Annotated in this window: 26 protein-coding genes and 1 pseudogene; 9 read left to right on the forward strand and 18 right to left on the reverse strand. The window is 26.1% G+C overall.

The window, feature by feature from the left end:
- Nucleotide 1: 1 nt before the first annotated feature.
- The 16 genes from ASUIS_RS10290 to ASUIS_RS10365 all read right to left on the reverse strand — a co-directional run bounded on the left by ASUIS_RS10290 (nucleotide 2) and on the right by ASUIS_RS10365 (nucleotide 19,053).
- Nucleotides 2-1,381 (reverse strand): polysaccharide deacetylase family protein, encoded by a 1,380-nt coding sequence (locus ASUIS_RS10290; protein WP_118887044.1) that lies wholly within the window; start codon nucleotides 1,379-1,381, stop codon nucleotides 2-4.
- Nucleotides 1,378-2,328, reverse strand: coding sequence for a GNAT family N-acetyltransferase (locus tag ASUIS_RS10295; protein ID WP_204513393.1), 951 nt, complete (start codon nucleotides 2,326-2,328; stop codon nucleotides 1,378-1,380). The genes ASUIS_RS10290 and ASUIS_RS10295 overlap by 4 nt, the downstream gene beginning before the upstream one ends.
- Entirely contained in the window at nucleotides 2,318-4,279 is a 1,962-nt protein-coding gene (locus ASUIS_RS10300; RefSeq protein WP_118887046.1) for a P-loop NTPase fold protein, read from the reverse strand. Before ASUIS_RS10300 ends, ASUIS_RS10295 begins: the two co-directional genes overlap by 11 nt.
- On the reverse strand, nucleotides 4,269-5,225 hold the full coding sequence (locus tag ASUIS_RS10305) for a sulfotransferase (RefSeq protein ID WP_118887047.1): 957 nt from the start codon (nucleotides 5,223-5,225) through the stop codon (nucleotides 4,269-4,271). The genes ASUIS_RS10300 and ASUIS_RS10305 overlap by 11 nt, the downstream gene beginning before the upstream one ends.
- The gene (gene asnB / locus ASUIS_RS10310) at nucleotides 5,218-7,161 is read right to left on the reverse strand and encodes an asparagine synthase (glutamine-hydrolyzing) (protein ID WP_118887048.1); all 1,944 of its coding nucleotides are present in this window, start codon (nucleotides 7,159-7,161) and stop codon (nucleotides 5,218-5,220) included. Before asnB ends, ASUIS_RS10305 begins: the two co-directional genes overlap by 8 nt.
- Nucleotides 7,149-8,438 (reverse strand): lipopolysaccharide biosynthesis protein, encoded by a 1,290-nt coding sequence (locus tag ASUIS_RS10315; RefSeq protein WP_118887049.1) that lies wholly within the window; start codon nucleotides 8,436-8,438, stop codon nucleotides 7,149-7,151. Before ASUIS_RS10315 ends, asnB begins: the two co-directional genes overlap by 13 nt.
- 48 nt (nucleotides 8,439-8,486) lie before the next feature.
- Nucleotides 8,487-10,484 (reverse strand): acyltransferase family protein, encoded by a 1,998-nt coding sequence (locus tag ASUIS_RS10320; protein ID WP_118887050.1) that lies wholly within the window; start codon nucleotides 10,482-10,484, stop codon nucleotides 8,487-8,489.
- Nucleotides 10,485-11,573, reverse strand: a complete 1,089-nt coding sequence (locus tag ASUIS_RS10325) for a DegT/DnrJ/EryC1/StrS family aminotransferase (RefSeq protein ID WP_118887051.1) — start codon at nucleotides 11,571-11,573, stop codon at nucleotides 10,485-10,487.
- A gap of 2 nt (nucleotides 11,574-11,575) precedes the next feature.
- Complete coding sequence (locus tag ASUIS_RS10330) at nucleotides 11,576-12,154, reverse strand: acyltransferase (protein ID WP_118887052.1); 579 nt, start codon at nucleotides 12,152-12,154, stop codon at nucleotides 11,576-11,578.
- A complete protein-coding gene (locus ASUIS_RS10335) occupies nucleotides 12,154-13,122 on the reverse strand; it encodes a Gfo/Idh/MocA family protein (protein WP_118887053.1) in 969 nt (322 codons plus the stop codon). The genes ASUIS_RS10330 and ASUIS_RS10335 overlap by 1 nt, the downstream gene beginning before the upstream one ends.
- A 3-nt stretch (nucleotides 13,123-13,125) precedes the next feature.
- Nucleotides 13,126-14,370 (reverse strand): nucleotide sugar dehydrogenase, encoded by a 1,245-nt coding sequence (locus ASUIS_RS10340; RefSeq protein ID WP_118887054.1) that lies wholly within the window; start codon nucleotides 14,368-14,370, stop codon nucleotides 13,126-13,128.
- Nucleotides 14,371-14,457: 87 nt separating this feature from the next.
- Nucleotides 14,458-15,219, reverse strand: coding sequence for a 3'(2'),5'-bisphosphate nucleotidase CysQ (gene cysQ, locus ASUIS_RS10345; protein ID WP_226799901.1), 762 nt, complete (start codon nucleotides 15,217-15,219; stop codon nucleotides 14,458-14,460).
- Nucleotides 15,203-15,844: an adenylyl-sulfate kinase gene (gene cysC, locus ASUIS_RS10350; protein WP_118887055.1), complete on the reverse strand. Its 642-nt coding sequence runs from the start codon at nucleotides 15,842-15,844 to the stop codon at nucleotides 15,203-15,205. The genes cysQ and cysC overlap by 17 nt, the downstream gene beginning before the upstream one ends.
- On the reverse strand, nucleotides 15,834-16,577 hold the full coding sequence (locus tag ASUIS_RS10355; RefSeq protein ID WP_118887056.1) for a hypothetical protein: 744 nt from the start codon (nucleotides 16,575-16,577) through the stop codon (nucleotides 15,834-15,836). Before ASUIS_RS10355 ends, cysC begins: the two co-directional genes overlap by 11 nt.
- A gap of 21 nt (nucleotides 16,578-16,598) precedes the next feature.
- On the reverse strand, nucleotides 16,599-18,320 hold the full coding sequence (locus ASUIS_RS10360; RefSeq protein ID WP_118887057.1) for an SLC13 family permease: 1,722 nt from the start codon (nucleotides 18,318-18,320) through the stop codon (nucleotides 16,599-16,601).
- Nucleotides 18,321-18,471: 151 nt separating this feature from the next.
- Nucleotides 18,472-19,053: a Wzz/FepE/Etk N-terminal domain-containing protein gene (locus ASUIS_RS10365; RefSeq protein ID WP_118887058.1), complete on the reverse strand. Its 582-nt coding sequence runs from the start codon at nucleotides 19,051-19,053 to the stop codon at nucleotides 18,472-18,474.
- A 266-nt stretch (nucleotides 19,054-19,319) separates the two neighbouring features.
- On the opposite strand from ASUIS_RS10365, the gene ASUIS_RS10370 reads away from it, so the two are divergent.
- From ASUIS_RS10370 to ASUIS_RS10390, 5 genes and pseudogenes are all read left to right on the forward strand, one after another.
- A complete protein-coding gene (locus ASUIS_RS10370; protein WP_118887059.1) occupies nucleotides 19,320-20,072 on the forward strand; it encodes a nucleotide-binding protein in 753 nt (250 codons plus the stop codon).
- A gap of 1 nt (nucleotide 20,073) precedes the next feature.
- Nucleotides 20,074-20,697 (forward strand): hypothetical protein, encoded by a 624-nt coding sequence (locus tag ASUIS_RS10375; RefSeq protein WP_118887060.1) that lies wholly within the window; start codon nucleotides 20,074-20,076, stop codon nucleotides 20,695-20,697.
- A 101-nt stretch (nucleotides 20,698-20,798) separates the two neighbouring features.
- Complete coding sequence (locus tag ASUIS_RS10380; RefSeq protein WP_118887061.1) at nucleotides 20,799-21,035, forward strand: hypothetical protein; 237 nt, start codon at nucleotides 20,799-20,801, stop codon at nucleotides 21,033-21,035.
- Between the two features lie 444 nt (nucleotides 21,036-21,479).
- Nucleotides 21,480-21,872: an IS3 family transposase gene (locus tag ASUIS_RS10385; RefSeq protein WP_118886971.1), complete on the forward strand. Its 393-nt coding sequence runs from the start codon at nucleotides 21,480-21,482 to the stop codon at nucleotides 21,870-21,872.
- Between the two features lie 7 nt (nucleotides 21,873-21,879).
- Nucleotides 21,880-22,356 (forward strand): annotated as a pseudogene (locus ASUIS_RS10390) (IS3 family transposase); the annotation flags it as partial.
- Nucleotides 22,357-22,400: 44 nt separating this feature from the next.
- On the opposite strand, the gene ASUIS_RS10395 reads toward ASUIS_RS10390, so the two are convergent.
- Complete coding sequence (locus ASUIS_RS10395; RefSeq protein ID WP_118887062.1) at nucleotides 22,401-22,781, reverse strand: hypothetical protein; 381 nt, start codon at nucleotides 22,779-22,781, stop codon at nucleotides 22,401-22,403.
- A gap of 9 nt (nucleotides 22,782-22,790) precedes the next feature.
- A complete protein-coding gene (locus tag ASUIS_RS10400; protein WP_118887063.1) occupies nucleotides 22,791-23,105 on the reverse strand; it encodes a hypothetical protein in 315 nt (104 codons plus the stop codon).
- Nucleotides 23,106-23,423: 318 nt separating this feature from the next.
- Here ASUIS_RS10400 and ASUIS_RS10405 point away from each other — a divergent pair, with 318 nt between their 5' ends.
- The 4 genes from ASUIS_RS10405 to ASUIS_RS10420 all read left to right on the forward strand — a co-directional run bounded on the left by ASUIS_RS10405 (nucleotide 23,424) and on the right by ASUIS_RS10420 (nucleotide 26,039).
- Complete coding sequence (locus ASUIS_RS10405; protein ID WP_118887064.1) at nucleotides 23,424-23,642, forward strand: XRE family transcriptional regulator; 219 nt, start codon at nucleotides 23,424-23,426, stop codon at nucleotides 23,640-23,642.
- An 8-nt stretch (nucleotides 23,643-23,650) separates the two neighbouring features.
- On the forward strand, nucleotides 23,651-24,406 hold the full coding sequence (thiD, locus tag ASUIS_RS10410; protein ID WP_118887065.1) for a bifunctional hydroxymethylpyrimidine kinase/phosphomethylpyrimidine kinase: 756 nt from the start codon (nucleotides 23,651-23,653) through the stop codon (nucleotides 24,404-24,406).
- Nucleotides 24,407-24,477: 71 nt separating this feature from the next.
- The gene (locus ASUIS_RS10415; RefSeq protein WP_118887066.1) at nucleotides 24,478-24,777 is read left to right on the forward strand and encodes a hypothetical protein; all 300 of its coding nucleotides are present in this window, start codon (nucleotides 24,478-24,480) and stop codon (nucleotides 24,775-24,777) included.
- A 29-nt stretch (nucleotides 24,778-24,806) separates the two neighbouring features.
- Complete coding sequence (locus ASUIS_RS10420) at nucleotides 24,807-26,039, forward strand: glutamate-5-semialdehyde dehydrogenase (protein ID WP_118887067.1); 1,233 nt, start codon at nucleotides 24,807-24,809, stop codon at nucleotides 26,037-26,039.
- The last annotated feature ends 8 nt before the right edge of the window (nucleotides 26,040-26,047 follow it).

Consider the following 26,047-nt stretch of genomic DNA (forward strand, 5'->3'; position numbering starts at 1 on the left):
ATTACCTTTTCCCTAAAATTTTTTCATAAATATATTCATATTGTTTAGAACTTATTGTGTTAAAGCTACTATTATGCCACAATAAAACAAAAGTGCCATTATATCTTTTTGTTCTGTTAATAAGAGTCATTATTTTACTTTCTACTTCAAATAGTTCTAAAAAAGATTGATAAGTAACAAAACTATCTTCCATAACGATAAGAGGTTTTTCTACTAAAGAGAGTTTTTTTCTTGTTAAAATATTAAAAACGCTGTACTCATAACAAACCCCACAGCGAAATCCTTCTTTATCTGCATATCCGCATGTGCTATCCCAAGATATTGCATTATCTTCCCATATTTGCCAAGTTATAGGAACTTCAAACCTTAAATAATGTTCTCTTCCAAAAGTTATTTGTGTATTAAAGTTGTTTTCTAATTCTTCTTTTTCTTTTTTTAATTGCTCATAATTATTATAAGCATTATACGTTGGATGAATTCCTATGTGGTGACCTTTACTTTTAATTCTTTTTATTAAATCTACAATGAAATCATCATCACTTTTATACATATTATCATATTTTGTTACTCCATTAGCCATGAAAAAGAAATATGATTTTACTGCGTATTTATCGCTCATTTTTATTAAATTATCAAATGTATCATAAGGATCTTTTTCTAATTTTAAATGAACTTTGATTTTTTGAATAAAATTTGCAAAAGCCTTTTTTATATCTTTTCGTTTAACTATATCACCGACAATTTCTTTTATGCCATCTGTGAAATTGATAAATTTCTTAATATTATCAACATCATGTGTTACATAAAGTTGGTAGTTTCTAGCTTTTATTTTTTGATTTAATCCTAAATGCAACAACATATTTTTTAGCATCTCAACATATTCGTTTACAATTGGTCTGTCTAAAAAACCATTTTTATAAGCCAAACTTTGTGTTGCAGTAAATCTATCATGCTTGTCTCTATTTTTGTTTACATACTCTTCCCAACGTGTAAGCATAAAAAAGCTGGAAGCAAATATATCGATACCACATTTAATAATGATTGGTGATTGACTATTCGTGGTTAGTGTACTTGTGCCATATATTACTGGTATATCTTTTTCTGGTATAAATTGATTGTTGTTTTTTTGTTCATAGTTTATAGTGCTTGGTATGTTCTCTAGTTTTAAATACTCTAGCTCTTTTGGATATTTGTTGAAAAAGTGATCTTCTACTATAAGATTACTGCCATTCGCAAGCTCAATTTTCCAATCACAACTATTCACTAATCCCAAATCACAAATCATTACTTCGTAAGAAAGTCCTAAAAACTCATTAAAAATAATATCCAGTATATATCTTCTTTCTTCAAGATTATTTTGGGGAATTGTTATTTTTATCACTTTTTTAACTCATTAATAAAATTTCTAATTTTTAGAATATTTGAATTGGTTTTTTTAATACTAAAATATGGCGTTTGAACTGCCCCAAAACCTCTGAAATATTTTTCAATGCTCTCTATCATACTACCTTCAAAATCGAATCTTTTCCCACTTTCTAAAGCAAATTTTATGCTCTCAAATTGGATAGCATCCATTGCTCCCAAATCTCTTTTTTCTGCATTAATGCCACCCATAAGATAATATACCGTATTGTCATCATTTACCAAGAAATTTGCCGCAATAATCTCATTTTGATACTTTGCAAAATAGATTTTAACGGCATTATTTTCTTTACAAATAGTATAAATTTTTCTAACAAAATCAAGGCTATAAGGTATTTTTAGACCTTGTCTTTGAAATGTCATTGAATTTAATTCATAAAATTTTTCTATATCATCACTCTCAATGATTTCAATACCTACATCATAAGCTTTTCTTCTTCTTCTTCTTATATCAGTTTCAAAGTTTTTTTCTAATTCTTCGATTGTGATATTTTCTATAATATAAGTATATCGTGTCGTTTGAATAAATCCATTCCAATAAAATGGCAACCAATTTGTCAAACTATGATGAAAGTTTTGAGAAAAATAATCAACTTTTGGAAAAGCAGATATAATATTTTCCATGACCTCTTTTTCCCAAGATAATTTTTTATAATATTTTTGTTTTAATGGATACTTAATATAAATCCCCATAGTTTGAGTAAGTTCTGGCATTATAATTATGTCAAATATAGCTTTTTTTGTTTTTTGATAAGGTAAAGTTCCCCAAATCTCTCCACCTTTTTCAAAAAGAACTACATCCCAATCCGATTCTTGGCAAACAATATCAAGCCACCAATCTTTACTAAAAATAGGAATATCTTTCTCCTTTTTGCAAAAATCTCTGTATTTTTCTTTATTTGTCATAATTACTCTCTTCTATATTATTCTCTTCAACTACTTTATTCAATTCTTTTGTATCTATCCCAAAATCTTTTAAAATTAATCTTATTTTATCTCTATGTTTATACTCTTTATCTTTATATAAGTCTTTATAAATTTCTAAAGTAATATTATAAAAGTTTTCCAAGTTTTTAAGTTTGTAAGAATCTTTTAAATATTTAATCAACTCAAAAGTAGATTTAAAATACAAACTATCATCTTCTTTTAGCTTTTTTTCATGCTCTTGCTTTGAGATGTTGTCCAGCATTCTTTCTTCTGTATTATTGCTCTCTTGTTTTATAATTTTAGCCATCGTGTCCAAAATATCTAGTTGATTTATTTGTTTGTTTTGAAAGTTTATATCTCCTTCTTTCAAACAATTATAATATTCTCTCAATTCTTTTTTAATTTCTTCATCTAAAAAATATGCTTGTTGAAAAAAATATTTTTCCATATTTTTATATTCGTTTTTAATAAATATTTTTGCTTTATGTTTATAAAACTTTTTATATTTTTCTTCTTGTTTTTTATCTATTTCAATCAAACAGTCTTTAATAAAAACTGTAAATCTATCAAAATAAGTAAACCCTATAATATCTTTTCGACCTTTTAACAGTTTGCAAAATTCTTTTACAAAAGTTTCTTTATCATATTCTAAATCAGAAATATATCTTAAATAAGTATCTTCTATTTTTTTCTTATACTCCTCATTTTCTTTTTGCATTTGTTTGGATATTGCATATTTTTTATTATCATCTTCTCTTCTTTTTATATTCTCTCTTGCTCTTTCTATATCTTCTAAAATTTTTATTTTTATTTTCTCTTTATCTATTATTGTATTTTTTACTATCTCTTCTATATATAATCTATTCAAATTATTCATATTTTTAAAACCAAAATCTTTATTTATAATATCCGATCCAAACAATAATTCAAAGGTTTTCAGCAGAATTTCATCTATAAAAAAATCTTCCAAATCTTCTTTTTTAAGTATGTCTTCTAGTATTTCAAGCTTCAAAAAGTATTGTTTCATCACTCTAATATTTCTTTTTTTATCTTCTTTGAGTCTATTGAATAAATTTACAAGTAAATCCCAATTTAAATATTCTTTATCAAAATATATTTTTTCAAATAATTCTATTTGATATTTTACTTCTGGAAAATACTCATACTCCACATCTAAAATCTTTTCTAAATATTTTTTAAATATCTCATTATTATTTGTTTTGCTTAAGCTTAGTCTATGAATATCTTGATTTTTTGTAAAAATTAAATTTCTATTTAATCTATCCAATTCTTCTAGCTGGTCATTGTTGTTTATAATTACAATTTTGCAATTATATTGCTCTTTTAGTTCAGATATTACTCCTAAAACTTCAGATATATTTAGATTTGGAGATAATCTTTCAAAATCATCAAAACAAACTACAATATCTTTAAAATTCTTTATTCCAAAAAGTGATATAACTGCTCCTATATCAACCCCTTTTATCCTAGAAGAACCTAATAAACCTTTGATTTTATTTACGATATTTGCTTGTTTTGATATTTTATTCAATATCTTTGTTTTTATCTCATCTAATTTGCTAATTCCAAAAAGTGAAATATACACATACTTTTTTTCATTTAAATTTTCTTTAGCATAAATATTCCAAAAAAAAGTTTTTCCTACTCCCCAATTTCCTTTTATAGATATGACAAAACCTTTTGAACTACTATCTTTTAAATATCTATTTAAATTTTCTTTTAGGTTTTTTATATCACTATTTTCTTCAAATTCTGATAATTCATAAGATTTATTTTCTTCTTTTTTTGGCTCTATACAAAATAAAAATAGAATAAAATTATATATTCTTTTGAAATAATCAACTATGCAATATCTAAAAAATCGTTTTATGTTTTTAATACACTTACAATATTTTTCTTTATTTGTCATAATTTATCCAGTTAAATTGTTGAATTTCTTTTGAAAACAATTTTACTTCTTTTTCATTTAGACTTATTTTCTCAGTTAGTACTATATGTGCTTTCTTGAAATCTTGTTTTTCTTTAGTTGTTATAAAATCTTTATACTCACAATACTTATTTTCTATCTCATTATAATTTATCGTATAAAGCTTTAGCTCTTTAAATTCTTTAAAATTATCTACAATCTGTTTTTCTATAAAATATATTTGGCTTACTATTTGTTCATAAGCAGATAACTTTTCTAAATCATTAGAATTCTTTGGCATTACTGACCAAAATTGATTATCATCTATTTTTAATTTTCTCTTTGCTTTTAAAATAGATTGAGCAGTAAAAATCGGTTCTCTTTTTACAAAAATAAATTTTCCATTAGGAAAACACTTTTGTAATAATCTAACTCTTTGCCCTGCATTAAGATTTTTGAATACTAAAGGCTTATCAAAATAGTTAATGACACTAGTTATCTCATCTCTTATTTCTTTTACCATAGTGTCATTTATATCATCATAATCAATAAAATGTCTCTCTTTTGGAAGCCATCTGTACCAAAATGCACCACATTCACTTGGAGAATGAAGTCCTTTCGTATCTCCATGGTCTGAATCAAAACAGTTATGAGCTTTTTGACCAAAAAACTTACTGCTTAGCCAAAATCCAAAAAAGAGATTCCGATGAAAGTTACACACTAAATTATCTATATATAATACATCCAATTGATTTGTAATCGTTTGATACAAAATAGTGCTTCCTGTTCTTGGTGCTCCTATGATAAACACGGGCTGATGTTTTAATGGCATTGAAGCATATTTTTTTATCTGTTTATCTTCCCAAAGTTTAATAAGTGGAGACACTAAAGAAAAAAGTTTTGAAATAATAAAACGGATATAATTTTTGGGGTTGAGATATTTATTCATTTATCATCCCTTTATCAAAAAAATTCTGAAACCATAATTCACACATTACAAGTTGCCATTTTTGAGATATGGTTCCTTTTTTCATAATATCTTCAATCCCTTGATTCTCAAATATTTTCCTTTGTTTTAATGATTGTATTGAACTATTGACTAATTCTTTTAACTGATTATCAAACCAATATTCAAGTGGCAAACCAAAACCTTTCTTTTTCATACTAAGACACTCTGGTGCGATATATTTTTCTGCTACTTTACGAAGAACATATTTTTGTATATTTCCGTTGAGTTTATATTTTGATGGAATAGTAAAAGCTTTTTCTATTAAATTATGGTCTAAAAAAGGAAATCTTCCTTCAATTGAAAAATGCATTGTAAATTGGTCTGTTCTATGCACATGATGATTACCAATATACGATTTCATATCTAAATAACTGAGTAGTTCCAATTCATCTGTAAACTTTTTATCTTTTTTCCCATATTGTTTATATATTTCATCGATAGAATTATAGTTTTTATTAAATAAAGATTTTTTTTCGCTGTCAGTAAAAGTTGAATAAATCAAACTGTAATATTGATAGATATTAATGGCTTTTGAGATTTTCTTTATTGTTTTTACTTTAGGATGTAAAGTATTTGGTATAACATTAAACAAAAACCCTATATTTGATAAAACTTTCCAACTGTTTAATCTTTTATAAAACCCATATCCTGCAAAAAGTTCATCTCCTCCTAATCCATTTAATACAACTTTAACATTGTTATTTTTAACGATTTCAGAAATCGCAAAATTTGCAGCTAGGTGAAAAAATGGTTCTTCATATCCAAGAACCATATTATTGATATTGTTTAAAACAACATCGGCATCAAGATTGGAAATAATATGTTGCATATTATACATATTCGCAGTTGCTTTTGCCTCTTCAAGTTCATCGTATAAACTAATCGATTTATCAAAAGCCAAAGTAAATGCTTTTATATTTGGATGCATGATAGAAGCCATTGCAGAAATTGTTGTTGAATCAATTCCTCCACTCATAAATGTACCTACATCTACATCTGCAATAAGCCTGTATTGTATAGATTTCTTTAATTCTTCTTCCAAAAGATTAATAGCATCATTTTCACTCATTGTCAAATCTTGAACATTGGTTGGAATATCCCAATATTCAATTTCATCAAACGTTAGTGTCTTGCAATCTATTTTCATATAATGTGCTTGTTTTAACGCATATACACCTTGAAATGAAGTCATTGGTCTTGGTGCCATTGAAAAACTAAAATTGTGATATAACCCTTCCCAATTAACTTCTGGAGTATATAGCTTTGAAGCAATCAGTGTTTTAATATCACTGGCAAAAAGAAAATGCCCATTTTGAACGGTATAATAAAGAGGTTTAATCCCTACTCTATCTCTGGCTAAAAATACCTCTTCTTTATCATTGTCATAAATAGCAAAAGCAAAATCACCATTGAACTTCTGAAGAGATTTTTCTCCCCATTGCATATATGATTTTAGTATCACTTCTGTATCTGTCTTTGATACAAAGTTATAACCTAGAGATTCTAACTCTACTCTTATTTCTTTGAAATTATAAACCTCTCCATTAAACACTATCCAATATCGCCTTAACTCATCACACATAGGCTGATGCCCATGCGATGATAAATCAACGATACTTAAACGTCTATGTCCAAAGGATAAAGTATAAAAGTCCTCAAAAGCTGATTGAATATTTTTTATAGGATAATAAGGTTGCTTATCACCAAATGAACTCAAAGGAGTATCTTTGCCATAACATATATCAATATTTTTATTATTTACTAAAATAAAGCCCTCATCGTCAGGACCTCTTCTATACATTTGATTATTGGCTAAAAAAATATTTTTAGCTATTTTATTGGGTTTTTGAGTTAATATTCCTACTATTCCACACATAGCTTATTTTTCCTTAAATTTAAAATATCGCTGTCTATTTTTTTAACTGTTTTAGTAATCATATAAAAATATAAAAGATACAATACAATCTCATGCCATAGAAAAAATAGAAGAAATGTATCAAAACTAATATTAAATAATGTAATACAAAGAAATAAAAAACTTGTTGAAATAAAATAGATATATTTCCATAAAGCACTTTTCTGTACTTCCATAGAAACAGAAAAAGATATACTTAAAGGAGAAACTATAAATCTGATTAGAAAAATCCATGCTAAGTATTGAGCAATTTCACCTGAAACTCTCCATTTTTCACCAAAAATCAAAGAAAACATAAAAGGTGAAAACAAATAAATAATGATTGCAAGAGGTAGTGCAATAAGAAACAATTTTTTAATCGTAGATAAATAAAATCCAAAACTCAAAATCTTTTTGTTTTTATTATCTGAAAGTTTTTGAAAATATACTTGAGAAACTGAGTTTGCTATTAAAGAAGCAGGCATATTAACAATTTTTTGAGCAAGGAAAAAATATCCACTTACAGTTAAATTAAAAACTTTTGGAAGTAACAACGAATTCATTTGAAGAGTAAGATCATCTACAAAGCTTGATGGTAAACTGTATTTGGGAAATTTTTTGTATTTTTTTGCTAATGCAATCATTTTAGCAATTGATATTTTTGAAATCAGTAATTTGTCTTTTAAAATATTATTTAAAAGTTTGATATTGGCAAATAAATTTGAAACTATTTGTCCCGATATTAGTCCTGTAGCACCTTGTTTAAGCAATCCAATTGATACTTGAATAACTGCCAAAACGATAGATTTTAAAATTGCTGCATTTCGTAAATCTTTATAACATTTTCTTCTATTATTAAAATAATTAAGAATATTATATAAACCACTGAAAAAAACTGTAACAGGTATAAAATACAGCCAAAAACCTATTTCTTCGTTTCCAAGTAATTGAACAAAGTACTGATTAAACAATAAAAGTAATAAGAATAAAAATAATGATATAAGACAAGTAATAATAAATCCCAACGCAAATATATTGATAGCATCTTCATCTTTTTTTGGAAGCATAATAGCCAATTCATATCTTGCATTGGCAGTATTAGCTAATACAGAAATTATGGCTACAAATAAAGCAAAAACTCCAAAATCTTCAGGGTTATATATTCGTGTTAAAATTGGACTTATTGCTATTGGGATTGCTTGAGCAATTGCTGTACCTGTCATAAGAGTAATTATATTTTTTGTAAAATCTGATTTCAATTTTATAAGATTCTCCTGTTCTGTTTTTTTATCAAAATTACCTCAATCTTATTTATTATTCAAAATAGATTCTTTAAAATACTTAGCTTGCTCGAAGCTTCCATCAACACTAAGATGATCATCATCAGAATAAAGCATTTTCCCATCTTTTATGGCATAACAATACTTATCATCACAAAATAGTTTTTCTGGGTCTAATATTTTTATGTTCTTATATTGTTTACTCAATCCAAAAACATACTTTCTGTACTCTTTTTGTCGAACATGATATGCATCATAACTTATTTTACAATCTTGTTTTGTAGACTCAATCGATTGGGATAAAGACCTTGACAAGCAAGTTTTTGGATGAAACCCTAATTCTGGATTTTCTAAAACAAAATAAAATTCTGTGTCCATTTGGTTAAAAAATTGTAATGTTGCATCCAATTTCTTAAGATGTATTTCTTTATGGTCATAATTATTAGAAGAATGGTAATATTCTTCATAATAATACTCTAAAACTCCATCATCTACATCCCCAAATCCTAAATTATACATTGGTTTTGCTCCTCTGGCAACATAAATTATTTTACTAATATTTTTTTCAAAAATATTAATAAATTTATAGATATTTTGAATCTTTTCTTTACACTCATTGATATCATCCATAGTTCCTCTAGCACCATTTACAAGAGGTTGACAACCAGAATTTGCTAAAAGTATAGTTTCATTACCCATTTGATTTAATACATTTGCTAATCCTTCATATGAAGTATGCGCATGACTATCTCCAATAACTAAAATATATTTTTTAGATAAATCATCTGACGATGATTTTATATAATCATTATTTGGTTTATATCCTAATACTTTTCTTAAAAGTGAAATGCCCATGCTATTTTGATCAGATGTTCTTACAAATTGGTTTTCAAAACTTGTACTCATTCCTAAATAACTTCTTACACTTATTAAATATTTACTATTTGCTACAAATCCCAATAAAATTGCCAATACAAATAAAAATAGAGCAAATTTATAACTACTTTGTCTTCTCGTATAAATTTCAATATACCTAAAAGTTAAATATGAAAAGATAATAGAAATAAAAATCAGGAATAACCCCATTAAAATATCAATTTTAAAGTCAAAAATATGGGCATAACTTATAAATACATAGTGCCAAAGATATAAAGGAAAACTAATAAGTCCAATAAATACCAAAATATTATTTGAAAAAAATTTATTTTTATCTTCTACATTTAAAAGTAGAATCAAAAATCCACTGGCTACAACTATTAAAAAAGTTTTAGATGTACTAAAACTACTATTTTCATAAGAAAACAATACTGACAATATAAAAAAAATAAATATTCCATACTTAAACCTTTTTATGTACTCTATAAAACTTTTGTATTTATATGCTATTACAAATATCAATCCACCAAAACAAAGCTCCCACGCTCTTGAAATGGTATGATAAAACTTATCTATTTCTAAAATAAAAGGAAGTAAAAATAATATTATAAAAACTGTAATTAGGGAATTAACAATATTAAATTTTAATTTACCAAGAATCACTAATAAAACTGGCCAAAACACATAAAACTGTTCCTCAATTGACAATGACCAAAAGTGTAATAATGGCTTTAAAACTGCTGATTCATCCCAATATCCAATTTCACCTATTAATCGGAAATTTTGATAAAAATATGTAGAGGATTTTATATGTCTTCCAAGTTGTTCCAGTTCCATTGTAAACATAAATACAAACCCTATAATAAGAGTTGTTAAGACTACTATTATCATCGCTGGAAATATTCTTCTAATTCTGTTTCTATAAAACTCTTTAAAAGAAAAATTATTGTCTTCTATTTTAGTATATATTATCTGAGTGATTAAATATCCTGATAATACAAAAAATACATCTACTCCAACATATCCAAAAGAAAAATAATTTGGCCATATGTGAAAAAGAAGAACTAAGAATATTGATACACCTCTTAATCCATCTATAGAAGAATTATATTTTAAACTGTGATTAACTTGAGGAACAAAATTATTCATTTATAAATTCTCGACAATATAGACGATCTCTTCATCAGTTAAATATGGATTCATCGGTAAACTCATAATCTCTTCTGATACTATTTCAGATATAGGGAAATCACCTTTTTTATATCCAAGATAGCTAAAACATTCTTGTAGATGTAAGGGCATTGGATAATGTACCGCTGTTGGTATTCCTGCAATTTTTAATTTTTCTTGTAATTCATCTCTATTTTGTACCCTTATTGAATATTGAGCCCAAGCTGATGTGGCATTTTCATCTACAAATGGTAAAACTAAATCTATTCTATTTCCTAAAGCTTTTGTATATTTAGAAGCTACTTCTTGTCTTAGAGCTAAATCTTTTGGATAATATTTTAGCTTCACATTTAAAACCGCAGCTTGAAGAGTATCAAGTCTTCCACCCATACCTATATATTTATGATGATATCTTTTTGATTGTCCATGAAGCCTTAAGGATTTCATTTTATTTGCAAGTAGTTCATTATTTGTAAAAACTGCTCCACCATCTCCATAACATCCCAATGGTTTTGCAGGAAAAAAAGAAGTTGTTGAAATATCGGCTAAAGCTGAATCTGTAATGCCATTGTAAGTTGATCCAAAACTTTGGGCACCATCGATAATTATTTTTAGATTGTATTTTTTAGCTATATCACTGATTTTATCCATATCAGCAGGTTGTCCATACAAAGAAACTGGAATAATAACTTTTGTTTTTGAAGTTATTTTTTCTTCAATCAAATCAGGATTTATATTATAAGTTTTTTCATCTATCTCTACAAATACTGGAATGGCTCCTAAAAATGCGATTGTTTCGGCAGTTGCTATAAATGTAAAGGGAGTAGTTATTACTTCATCTCCTGGTTTTATATCTAAAGCCATCATAGCAAGAAGTAAAGCATCTGTACCATTACTACAAGATACTGCATATTTTGCACCAGTAAACTCTTCAAGGCTTTTTTCAAGTTCTTGTACTTCATTTCCCATAATAAAGTTGCAATTTCTTGCCACTTTTAAAATAGCATTTTCTATTTCATCTTTGTATAATTCATGTTGATATTGTAAGTTTGCAAAATCTATCTTCATTTTTACTCTTCTATTAAAATTAAATTATTATTTTGGATTTTATATTTACTATTATCAAAGATATCAATAGCTATTTTGTTTTCATCAAATTTTAGTGTATTTCCAGCTTTTGATACCCAACCTATTTGCTTTGCAGGAACCCCAACCATAAGTGAATATGGTTTTACATCTTTATTTACTACTGTTCCACTTCCAATAAGCGCATATTCCCCAATTGTTACACCACATACTATAGTTGCATTTGCACCTATTGAGCAGCCCTTTTTTAAAACTGTTTTTTTAAACTCTTCACGTCTTATTATAAAAGCTCTTGGATTTGTAACATTTGTAAAAACCATAGAAGGCCCTAGAAAAACATCATCTTCGATTTCCACACCTTCATAAATTGAAATATTGTTTTGAACTTTTACACCATTTCCTATATTTACTTTAGGACCAACAACACAATTTTGACCAAAAGAACAATTTGTTCCAATATTTGAACCACTTAAAATATGAGAAAAATGCCATATTTTAGTATCATCTCCTATATTTACATTATTATCTACATAACAAGATTCATGGGCAAAATAAGAAACCATTAGCTTAATACCTTTTTACAGAAAGGATGATATTCTCCATTTAGTCCAAGAGGAGTAAGTTTTCTAATAACTGAAACAATATTTATAGAATTTCTAGCTTCATCGAGTCCAAATCCACCGCCATTTAATATGTGTTCATAAGATTTAGTATGTAGGTCGGTAAAACCTTCAGAAAATTCGAACTCTTCACCATCGACAGTTATACTTCTAAAAGTAGTTTTTCCAGTGGCTCTTATATCTTCAGGAATATAATCATAATTTACAGATAAAAACCATCTTACATTTGCATTTTTTAATTTCATAAATCCAGCATTTGCATCTGGATGCTTTAAATGAACTAAATTTTCTTCAATAGGACCAAATATCCAAGAAAGCATATCAAAAAAATGAACTCCAATATTTGATGCAATTCCACCAGATTTTGATTCATCGCCTTTCCAAGATACGAAATACCATTTCCCTCTACTAGTTAAATATGTTAAATCAATATCATAAATTTTATTAGGATTTTGTTCTAATTCTTTTGCTATTTTTTCTTTTAAAGCGATAATTGAATCGTGAAGTCTTAATTGTAAAATATTATAAACTTTTTTACCTGTTTCTTCTTCAATTATTTTTAATTGATCAATATTATGAGGATTTAAAACCAAGGGCTTTTCACAAATAGCATGAGCACCATTTTTAAGTGCAAATCTAATATGAGAATCATGTAAATAATTTGGTGTTGTAATCCCAATATACTCAATTTTTTTATTTCCATCTCTATGCCATTTATCAACAAATCTATCAAATCTTTCAAATTCTGTGAAAAAATGAGCTTGTGGGAAATTACTATCCATAATACCAATACCATCATAAGGATCAAGAGCAGCTACTAGGTCATTCCCTGTTTCTTTTATCGCTTTCATATGTCTTGGCGCAATATATCCTGATGCACCGATAAGTGCAAAGTTTTTTTTATTTGGCATTTCTTATAATCTCCCATCTGCATTAACTAAAATAGATTTAATATCAAACACAACTCTATTTTCTGTTGATATTTTTAATCCTCTATATTTTTCATGTCCTACTGCTACTATTATTGCCGTATAATCATTTAGATTATAATTCTCTATTAAATTCAAACCATATTCATGTTTTACTTCATTTTTATCTGCCCAATAATCTGCAACTTCAACTAAGCATCCATACTCTTTCATCTCATTTATTATATCCACCACTTTTGTATTTCTTACATCTGGGCAATTTTCTTTAAATGTGATTCCAAGAACCAATACTTTTGAGTCTTTTATTGGAAGACCTTTTTTTATCATCAATTTTATTGTTTTTTCTGCTATATATTTTGCCATTCCATTATTTATTTGTCTTGCGCCCAAAATCAGGTTTGGTTTATATCCTAATTCTTCTGCTTTATAAGTTAGATAATATGGGTCAACTCCAATACAATGACCACCTACAAGTCCTGGAGTTAATTTTATAAAATTCCATTTGGTTGCTGCTGCTTCAATTACTTCATTAGTATTTATATTCATTGTATTAAAGATTAGTGCCAATTCATTTATTAAAGCAATATTTACATCTCTTTGAGTATTTTCAATAACTTTAGAAGCCTCTGCTACTTTTATAGAGCTTGCCTTATAAGTACCTGCTATTATTATTGATTTATAAAGTTCATCCACTACCTCTGTTATTTTTGGTGTACTTCCCGAGGTTACTTTTAATATTTTAGTTACTGTATGTTCTTTATCTCCTGGGTTTATTCTTTCAGGAGAATAACCACAATAGAAATCCATATTAAATTTTAATCCAGAAGTTTTTTCTAATTCAGGAACACAGACTTCTTCTGTTACACCTGGATATACTGTACTTTCATAAATTACTATATCATCTCTTTTTAAAACTTTTCCTACTGTTTGAGATGATTTAATTAAAGGTCTTAGATCAGGCCTATTATTTTTATCAATAGGAGTTGGAACAGTTACTATAAAAACATTACAATCTTTAATATCATTTATATCCAAAGAAAATTTCATTCCATTTTTAATAGCTTCCTTTACTTGTATTTCATTTAATTCTTCTGTTCTATCAAATCCTGCATTAAGCTCTTCTATTCTTTTTGCATTTATATCAAATCCTACTACTTGATATTTTGAAGAAAAGGCATGAGCTAATGGCAATCCTACATATCCTAATCCTATTACACAAATATTTTTCATTTATCTTTTTCCTTATATATTATTTGTTATAACCTATGACCATCAAATAATTCTTTTTAAAAAGAACTATAAAAGTAACGTATTTTTTCATCTAACTATAAACCAAGGATTCAATAAATCTTCTTTATTGTAAACAATAGGTTTCTCTAATTCAAACTGATAAGTCATTTTACCAGCACATCTTACAATCGCATCAGCAGCTACTATATCCCATTCCATTGTTGGAGCAAGTCTTGGATATATATCTGCCTCCCCCACTGCAACCATACAGAGTTTCAAAGAGCTCCCTTTTGATATTTGTTTTATTTTTTTAGAATCTAATTTATCAATAAATTCTTGAGTTTCAGATGATAAGTGAGATTTGCTAACTACTACTGATATTTTTTCTTTAGGATTTTCATTTATAAAAAGAGGCAATTTTTCATTATTTCTATATGAGTTAATTCCATCTGCCCAATACAATTCATTTAAAGCTGGTGCATAAACAACTCCTAAATAAGGGATATTATTTTTAATTAATGCAATATTTATAGTAAATTCATCATTTTTCTTTATAAATTCTTTTGTTCCATCTATGGGATCTACACAAAAATAGTATTCCCAATCTTTTCTTTCTTCATATGGAATTTCTTTATTTTCTTCACTCATAATTGAAATATTGGGATATAATTTATTCAATTCATTACATATAAACTCATTTGATTTTAAATCAGCTTCTGTTAAAGGTGATTTATCTTCTTTATAATCAACAGAAAAATCTTTTTTATATATTTCCATAATAATTTCACCTGCTTTTAAAGCTATACATTTTAAATCTTCTATATTTATTTCATCAAATTGCATAATCATTCTCATTTCCTTGTATATATCCAAATTTTATTAAATAATAAATTATCTTATCTACACACTCTTGTACAGTATTTTTATTTGTTTTTATGTGAATTTGAGGTTCTAAAGGTTCTTCATAAGGCGAACTAATTCCTGTAAAATTTTTAATTGCTCCATCTCTAGCTTTTTTGTATAATCCTTTAGGATCTCTCTGTTCACAAATTTCTAAAGGTGTATCAATAAATATTTCAATAAATTCATGATAGTTAACTAAGCTTTTTGCTATTTGTCTATCTGATTTAAAAGGAGAAATAAAAGCAGTTAAAACAATCAATCCACTATCTACAAAAAGCTTAGATACTTCACCAATTCTTCTAATATTTTCAATTCTATCACTTTCACTAAAACCTAAATCTTTATTTAATCCATGCCTAACATTATCCCCATCTAATAGATAAGTTTTTCTTCCTCTTTTAAAAAGTTCAGCTTCAACAGCATTCGCAATTGTAGATTTTCCAGAGCCACTAAGTCCTGTAAACCAAAGTATACATGGCTTCTGATTAAGAAGAGTTAATCTTTTGTCTTTTGTCACATTTTGATTATGCCAAATGATGTTTTTATTACTTTCATGTTTTTTATTTTCCAAGTTCTTCCTTCTTTTCTTCAATAAAATGTGTAATTGCTTCTTTTATATTATCAAGTTTATTAGGATTTCCTTGAAGTATTTTAAAATGTTTAGTGATATCTTCATTTTCTTTTATTTTTATATCAGCTATTTTTGAGCAAATTCCCAAAAATACACTATAAGGAACATCATCTCCTCGTTTTAGAAAATGAATTGCTCGCTGTAATGATACAAAAGGATTTACACTTATCTTTTGAAGATTATTTACTCTAGTGTTTATATAATTTACAAACTCCATTTTCATATCACATCTAAGCACTGTAAATAGCCTTTTTTTAGTATTGTAACAACATTCAAAAACAATTTTTGTGGAATCAAAGTCAAAACCATCAATAATTTGCTTCAAGGTAGCATCTTTAAATCTTTCTCTATAAACTAATTGATAAATATCATTTTTATATCTATATGTATACGAATTATTTTCATACTCAAAATAATCTTTATTCATCGCATTATTAATCATTTCCCTATCTTCAGATATCGGAAAAAACATATCTAAATCTCTAAATATATCAGATTTTATACAAGAACCTGCTAAATAAAAAATAATTTCCTCTTTTTCAATATGTTTAACAATCAACCTTTGAAAAAACTCATTCAATTTAATTACAATATTATCTAATCTATAATCAAATGACAAAGCTTGTTCATAAGATAAAAGTTCTTGATAGTTTTTCCAAAAATTGTAAATCATATTAACTCCAAATATAATATATTAAAATTTAAAAAATAGTGGAACAAACATAATAACTGTTAAAGAATAAACAATAGATAAGATACCACCTATTTTTAAGAAATCACTTGTTTTATAAGCTCCTAAGGAGCTCACCATCAAATTTGTTTGATATCCATGAGGAATCATAAAGCTGGCACTAGCCCCAAAAGCAACAGCAAAGACAAATGGATAAATACTCACATTTAAGCCTATAGCTGTTGCATAGCCTATTGGAAATGCTATTGCTGCGGCTGCATTATGTGACATAAATTGTGTTAAGATAAAAGTCACCAAATAAATACCTATAAAACTTCCATATATACCAAAACTACCTAACGAAAATGTAATAATTTGAGCAATATCATTTGCAAGTCCTGAGTTTACTAAAACTTTTGAAATTCCAATTGATGAGCCAATTATCATAAATATTTCATAGGGAAACTTTCTTTTAATATCATTCAAAGATATAAATTTAAAAAATAATAAAATTATCAAAGCAAAAATCAAAGCTTTAAATAAACCTATGTATCCTAAAGCTGAAATTAAAATTATTGAAAAAAATCCAAAGAATATAAAAATACTCTGTGTTGTATTATATTTTTCATTTTGTTTTATATTTGATAATATATAAAAATTTTTTGATATATTATCTTTATTTTTAAAATCATTTCCAACTGCAAGTATAAGCCTATCTCCTGCTTGAATTATTTCTTCTCCAATTTTAAGAATAGATGAACTTCCTCTTTTAAAAGAGACTATAGCAGCATCATAATTTGATCTAAAATTTGTTTCTTTTACTGTTTTTCCTATTAAAGATGACTCTGAAGAAACTATTGTATCAACTAAAGTCAAAGTTTTAATATCGCTATTTTTAATATCATCAACTAAAATTAGACCATCAAATTTCTTTAAAACATCTATATATTTTATATCTCCACTAAAAATCAGTTTATCACTCTCTTCTATTATCTCACTTGGAGTTACCGGAGATATAGTTTTTCCTTTTCTTAAAATCTCCACTAAAAAAAAATATTCCAAATTTCTAAGTCCATTTTCTTTCACAGATTTTTTTATAAGTTTACTATTTGATGATAATTTAAACTCTACTAAATATTCTTCAATATTTTCATTATTTGTTTGATTATCAGGGAGAAGATTTCTGGCGAAATATAAGGTTATTAATCCAAAAAAAGAAATAAAAAATCCAACATAAAAGAAATAAAAAATTTTTAAACTCTCATGCCCATTTGCAACTACAAAACTATTTACTAACATATTTGTAGACGTACCAACTAGAGTTAATGTCCCTCCTAATATGGCAAAATATGATAAAGGTATCAAAAGTTTGGAAGGAGTATGATGTTTATTATTTTTTACTACACTCATTAAACTTGCTACAACTGCCGTATTATTAACAAAAGCTGAGTAACTCAATACTATAAAACCAAATTTAAAAAACGTTTTTTTATAATTTTTAGATATTACAAATTTTGAAAAATAATCAATTAAAATGGTTTTTTCTAAAACTATTGATACTAACAAAAGTAAAACTAAAGTAAGTAATGAATTATTTGTAAAACCTTCGACTAAATCATCAAATTTTATAAAATCTAAAATAAAATAGATTGATGATAATCCTGTAAAAAGAATTGAACCTCTATATTTATTTTGAATTAAAAGAATCAGTAATCCTATTAACGATATTGCTACAAATATTTTCATTATATTTTACATCCTATTGTGACATTATTTTTTGAACATTTTATATAGTCTAGTTTTAAAGAACTTGACAAATTATCATACAGCACAAAATTGTAACCAACTTCACTTAAAGCAACTAAGAGTACGAGAATTAATATGTACAGATTACCATTTAATTAGAATATTCTTTTCTTCTAGAGTTTATAAATTGCATGAAAAATACTATAAAAGTCGATAATATAAACCCACTTATAAATGAAACTAACCCTATTAATGATTTTTTAGGTTTATTTATTGGATTATTATCTATTTGTATATTTCCAATTTGCTTAGTCATTATTACATTTTCATAAAATTTTGCTTTTTCTTTATGTCTATTTATTACAAACTCTACTGTTTTTTCTAAACTATTTTTTATCTCTTCTTTATCTTGATTATTTGAACTAATTTCAAGTAAATTGTAAGTTCCTTTGGGAATATCTGTTGCTATTTTTAATTCTAATTTTAATATTTCAGATAAATTTATAGAAGAATCTAAATAATTAGTACCAAAATTTCGACTTTGAATCTGACCTATTTCTATGTAAGTTTTACCATGGTATATGGGAATGGGATTTTTAAAAGAAACATATATTAAGCTAATAATAGTAACCATACTCGTGAATAATAAAATAAAAATCTTTTTTTCCCAAATTGTTTTAAACAATTCTCTTAAGTCTATTTCATCTTCTATTATTTGTTCTTTCTTTTTCAATGTATTTCCCTAATTAAATTTTTAGTTGGACATTATATCAAATAAAATTACTTTATTTTGACTCTTTTTTAATAAAAAAATAATTCTGATTTAAATCTCAATTAAATTTTATTTATTGTGTAATTTTGTAACTATTATATTCAAATATATTGATAATTTGCTTATTTAGTATATTTAAGTTTATAAACCTTCTATTCACTATTTAAAAAAATAAAATTTTGTGAATACCTATATAGATTAAATAAATTAAACATAGGAGTTATAAAATGAAAACACTAATATCAATACTCTCAGGAAAAGGCGGAGTTGGCAAGTCTCAAATATCTGTTAGTATTGCCCAATCACTAAAGCAAGAATACACATTAAAATGTTTTGACAACGATAGTCAGGTTCCAACATTAAGTAAATATAAATCACTAAATGCTAAACATATAATGATTTATGATATTGATAAAGATGGTGAAATTCTTCCTGAAACACTAGATATCACAAAACTAGATGAAATAGCTTTTGAAATTGAAAATGGTAATAATGAAATAGTTCTTGTTGATAATGGATCATCATCTTTTAATCCATTTTTGAGTGCATTTTCAGTTGAAGCAATTGAAATGCTTTATCAAGAAATCTCAAATTTTAATTTTATAGTTGTTATTCCTGTAACTGCTGATATAACAACCCATAAAAGTGCATTTGAAATTCTAACTAGATATTCAATCCTTGCAAAATATGTTATTGTTGAAAATTATCATTTTGGAACGTTTGATTTTTTTAGTACTGAAATTGGGAAATTATTTGAATCAAATAGAAGTGTAATAATAAATGTAAAACTACAAAGATATACTGATTCATTTTTAAAAATGCATGAAAAGATGAGAGATTTAAATCTAACAAAAGAAGAAGCCTTAGATTCAAAAACTTTTCAACTAATTGAAAAATCAAGAATCAGAAAAATGAAAAAAGATTTCGATGATGTATTTCTAACAATTATTGATAATTTAATTTGTGATAGTGAGAAATAAAATGAATAATGATATTTTAACTTCAAATGAAACTATAGTTAAAAATAAAAACTCAAAAATTTTGCAACTTCAATTAAAATATAAAATTGATGAAACTGATCCTCTATTGGGTTTTTTCTACCTGATAGAAGATGAGATACAAGATATTGTTGAACAAAATAAAAAAGCTTCTATTTTAATAAAAGATTTGGAGTTTCATATTCCAAAAATGAAACAATTAATTTTAAGTGTTGAATCTTATGAAACTAATGTTAGAGATAGAATTTTAGATGATTTGAATTCAAATTTGAAGGAATTAGAACTAAAACATGTAAGAAATCTTACATCTATTTCATCTAAAGCTTCAGAAATGCAAAATAATTTTGAAAGAATATTAGAAAAAGAAGAAGAGTTAAAAGAAGATTTAAAAAATTCAAGGGAAGCTGTTGTTTCTGAACTTGAAAAATTTGCTTTTGAAATCAAACTGCAAAGAAATTCATTTGAAAATAGTAAAAGTAATTTTTATAAAAATATGGAAGAAAATTTAAAGATTTTATTTGAAAAATCCTTTTCAAATCTAAAAATATTAGTAATTTTCAATATAACACTAAGCCTAATAATATTCACATATTTATTACTTAAATAAATTTGTGAATAACTAATAGAAAAAGAGATTTTCTCTTTTTCTTCAAATCCAAAAACAATTTTAAAAGTTAAAAAACAAATAAACCATTCCAAGGATAAAAAATGCAATGGAATCTAAAATCACATATTACAGATCATAGTGCATTAACTATTGATAATCTAAATTTAGATTTCAATGAATCTGATTCAAAAAATATACATTTTACACTATCAATTGATCTATGCCAACTTTTGATAAATCATAATTGTAAATCTCAAGATGATGTAGATAAATTAATGAAATCATTTTTAAAAGATCTATCAAATCATTCCCATACCTTTTTGATTCGGCTACACTAATTCATACTTGGAATTTAAAAACTTCTAAGTTAAAATAATAAGTATGAAAGAAGTAGAAAAAATGAGAAATAGTAAATATACTAAAGAGTTTAGAGATGAGACTGTTCACTTAATTTTGAATAGTAAAAAGTCAGCAATGCAAATTGCAGCATAGAACGTAGCGTTAGCAAGAAAAGATCTTGGAATAAATGATAAAACAATTTATAATTGGATTAAAGTTTATAAAAAAGAAAATAATATAACAACTCCTATTGATGAAACTAAAAATCAATCTAAATCCTCACAACAAGAATTAGTGGCTGAACTAAAACAGCTACGAGCAGAGAATAAATTACTCAAACAAGAAAGAGATATTCTAAAAAAGGCAACAGCATACGCAGCATTTGAAACTCTATAAAGTATGCTTGGATAAAAGAGCATAGAAAGAGTTTCAATATAAAACTTATGTGTAAAGTTTTTAAAGTTGATAAAAGTAGCTATTACAATTGGGTTAAAAATGGTTGTGTAATTCAAAAAGTTGATGAGAAACTTAATGAACTAATTGAAATAATATTTCTTCAATCAAGACAAACATATGGTACAAGAAGGATAAAAGATAAACTTCTTGAAAGATATGGTGTAATAGTTTCAAGAAGACGAATTAGAAATATTCTAAAACAATTAGGATTGTTTGTAAAAATGAAACGAAGATTTAAAGTTATGACAACAGATTCAAATCATAATTTACCAATAGCTCCCAATATTTTAAATAGAGATTTCTATGCTTCAAAAGTTGATGAAAAATATGTAGGCGATAGAAGTATTAATAAAAAGATATTAAATATATCTTTTTATTAATACGCGTTATATTCCAACAAGTGAAGGATGGTTGTATCTTGCAACAGTTATTGATTTATATTCAAGAAAAATAGTTGGTTGGAGTATGGATGAAACAATGAAAGTTTCACTTGTAAATGATGCTTTAAAGATGGCTCTTATTTCAAGAAATCCAGAAAAAGGACTAATTTGGCATACAGATAGAGGAAGTCAATATGCTTCTTATGAACATAAAGATTTACTCAAAAGACATGGAATAATTCAAAGTATGAGTCGAAAAGGGAATTGTCATGATAATGCAGTTGCAGAAAGTTTTTTCCATACATTAAAAACAGAATTAATCCATCATGAAATTTATCATACAAAAGAACAAGCAAAAAGATCAATATTTGAATATATAGAAGTGTTTTATAATAGAGAAAGAAGTCATAGTGCAAATAACAATTTATCACCAGTAGAGTTTGAAGAAAAACAAAAATTGTTACAAAAAGAAATTGCTGCTTAGGGATTATAATTTCTGAGTATGTTTTAGGGTTGACAGATCACTTCTTATTTTTCTACTAATAAATCAGCTTTTGTTTTTAATCTTTTTTTATATAAAAACTCTTTTTCTCTTTGTGTGAATTTTTCTTCTTTAGGAATTTTCTCTTTTTTTACCTCAACATTTTTTTGTTCTTTTTCTTCTTTTTTAAAAATTGTCAAAACAAGATAAATGGAAAAAACAATATTAAATATAATAATTGTCCATTTTAAAATTAGTGCTATTTCTAAAAATTCCAATCTATCTTTTAACTTCAAATATTCAACTACATCACCATAAATAGCATTTGCAAAAAATGCAATTACCAAAAGTAAAATTATTAAGATAACTCTTCTTCTAAATTTAAATAAGTAGTACCAAAAAAGTGCTGATTTAACTTGTTTAAACATTATATTTCCCTAAACAAAAAAGTTCAATCCAAGAGCTGCAAGTGCAACCACTAAAGATTTTGTTTTTAAATCATCAATTATTTTTCTTTCTTCATCGGCAATTATAATTTCTAGTTGCTCATCACTATAATCATCAAAAGTTTTATAATTTTCAACAAGTCTAGCTTTTGTAGCTAATATGGCTTTTTCTCGGATTTTTAGGTTTATTGCGTCTTTTATTTGTTTACTTTTGATTTTTGGATAATCAAAGGCTTTAGTAGCATTTTCACTTGCTATATTTAATAATTTATTAGAGTTTTCTTTTAGTTTGTCTTTTATGCCCATAGTTTTTTTCCATTAATTTTTATTTATTGTAGCACTTATGTATTAATGAAATGATAACTATCTTTTGAGTTAATTATAAAATATATTCCCATCTAGGATATGCAGCAGCAATACTTTTCATATCATCTATTTTAAATACATTAATAATTTTGAATCTGCCACTTGATAAAAATGCTTTTATTTTCATTTTATTTCCCTTGTTTTTTCTAATATAAATTATATGCAATATTAAATAATAATCAACTTAAATATATATATCTATTTATATATTATTTATTAATTTATGATATACTTTTGCATATTATTTGGTGGAGTAAAATGGAAAAAGAAAATTTTAAACAATTATTGAAAAAAGCTGATTTTAATAAACGAACATTTTCCCAATATTTAGGACTAAAATATCAAAGTGTAAATTCATGGGGAAACAATGGACGAAATGTTCCATATTGGGTAGAATCATGGCTAAATTTATATATTGACAATAAAAAATGCAAACAAATAAAAGAGATTTTAAAAGATAGTGGTGTTTGCCAATAAGGAATAAAATGAGAGTTGTATTATCAATTGCAGGAAGTGATAGCGGTGGTGGAGCTGGAATTCAAGCTGATATAAAAAGTGCTTTATACCATGAAGTTTTTATGACAACTGCAATTACAGCTGTAACTGCTCAAAATACAAAAGGAGTACAAGATATTTGTGTTCTTGAACCTGATTTTGTAAAAATACAAATTCTTAGTGTACTAAATGATTTTGAAGTCAATACTATAAAAATAGGAATGTTAGGGTCAAAAAATCTTGTATTAAAAGTAAAAGAAGTCATTAAAAATCTAAATATTCCTATAATTCTTGATCCAGTTGCCATTTCAAGAGCTGGATCTAAACTAATAACAGATGAAGCAATAGAAAGTTTAAAAGAATTATTTGATTATAGTTATTTGATAACTCCAAATAAATACGAAGCTAAACTATTTTTTAATGTAAGTTCTATTGAAGATATTAAAAATTTAAAAACACAAAACTCAAATATATTATTTAAAAATATGGTAGAAAGTAAAAATAAAACCGTAGATATTTTATTAAAAAAAGATGGTTTGATTATTGAATTTGAATCATTAAAAGCAAATGAAGCGAATACTCATGGAACAGGTTGTAGTTATAGTGCATCTATTGCTTCTTTAATTGCAAGGGATTTTTGCCTTGAAGATGCAATAAAAATTTCAAAAGAATATATCTATCAAGCAATTAAAAATGCTCCAAATTTAGGCTTTGGGAATGGTCCAATAAATCACATTTTAAAGTGATTTTTTCATTGAAAAAGCCTTATTTAAGCAGATTATACATAAAATACCCAATTTTATATAAAGGATAAGTGTTGGAATCACAATACGAAAAGATTATTGTACTTCTTATTGTATTAACAGCTACAATTTTAACGTGGAAAATGGTAAAAGATTTTTATATTACAAAAATGCATAAAGTTTTTGCACATTTAATTGCAGTAACAACCTCTTTTTTTATGTTATTTTCCTCTATGTTTTTATTTATGCCCAGAAACTACCAAAGAGGAGTTAGTGCAGAAGTAGAAATAAGTGCTATGAGCATTATAACAATTGTTGTTATGTTGGGTATTTTATATCTATTTTTCAGATTTGTGCCTGATAGTAAAAAATAAATTTATAAATTAATGAAATAGGAATTATTATGCAAGCATTTTTAGAAGAAGCGAAAAGATCTAGCCGAACTATTGCAAACCTAAGTACTGCTGTTAAAAACAAAGTTTTAAATGAAATGGCTGATGCATTAATTAATCATTGTGATTTTATTATTTCTCATAATGAAAAAGATATGATTGATGCAAGAGTTAATAATTTAAGTGAAGCTCTACAAGATAGACTACTTTTAACAGGAACAAGAGTTAAAGAAATGTCAGATGCAATTAGACAAATAGCATCACAAAATGAACCAGTAGGAAGAATTCTAGATGGTTGGGTTACAGAATCTGGATTAAATATTCAAAAAGTATCAATTCCAATAGGTGTAATTGGTATTATTTATGAAAGCAGACCAAATGTTACAAGTGACACAGCAGCATTATGCTTTAAAAGTGGAAATGTATGTGTTTTAAAAGGTGGAAAAGAAGCAGAACATTCAAATAAAGCAATAGCTGTTGTTTTAAGAGAAGTTCTGGCAAAAAATAAACTTCCAGAACAAGCTATTTCTTTATTACCTGATTCAAGTAGAGAAGGTGTAGCAAAACTTATAAAACAAGATAAATATGTTGATTTAATCGTACCTCGAGGAGGAGAAGCTTTAATCAGATATGTAAGTGAAAACTCAGCTATTCCTGTTATTAAACATGATAAAGGAGTTTGTCACATCTATGTGGATAAAGATGCAGCACCAGCAAAAATTATTGATATTGCAATAAATGCAAAATGTCAAAGACCAAGTGCTTGTAACTCAATGGAAACTCTTTTAATCCATGAAGATATTGCACCTTATATTCTAACAGGACTTGAAGATGCTTTTGCAGAGCAAGGAACTATTTTAAAAGGTTGTAGTGAAACTTTAAAATACATAAGAGTTGTTCCAGCAACACTTGAAGATTATGACACAGAATATTTAGCTAATATTCTAAACATTAAAATTGTAAAAAATGTTGATGAAGCAATAATTCATATTCAAAGACATGGTTCAAGCCATTCAGAAGCTATTTTAAGTGAAAACTATTCAACGATAAATAAATTTCTAAATGAAGTTGATGCAGCTTGCGTTTACGCAAATGCAAGTACAAGATTTACGGATGGTGGAGCTTTTGGATTAGGAGCTGAAGTTGGAATTTCAACAAATAAACTTCATTCAAGAGGACCAATGGGAATAAATGATTTAACAACATTTAAATATAAAATTTATGGTTCTGGTCAAATTAGATAATCTTAATA

Origin of the sequence: Arcobacter suis CECT 7833 (assembly GCF_003544815.1) — a bacterium.
Lineage (GTDB): Bacteria > Campylobacterota > Campylobacteria > Campylobacterales > Arcobacteraceae > Aliarcobacter > Aliarcobacter suis.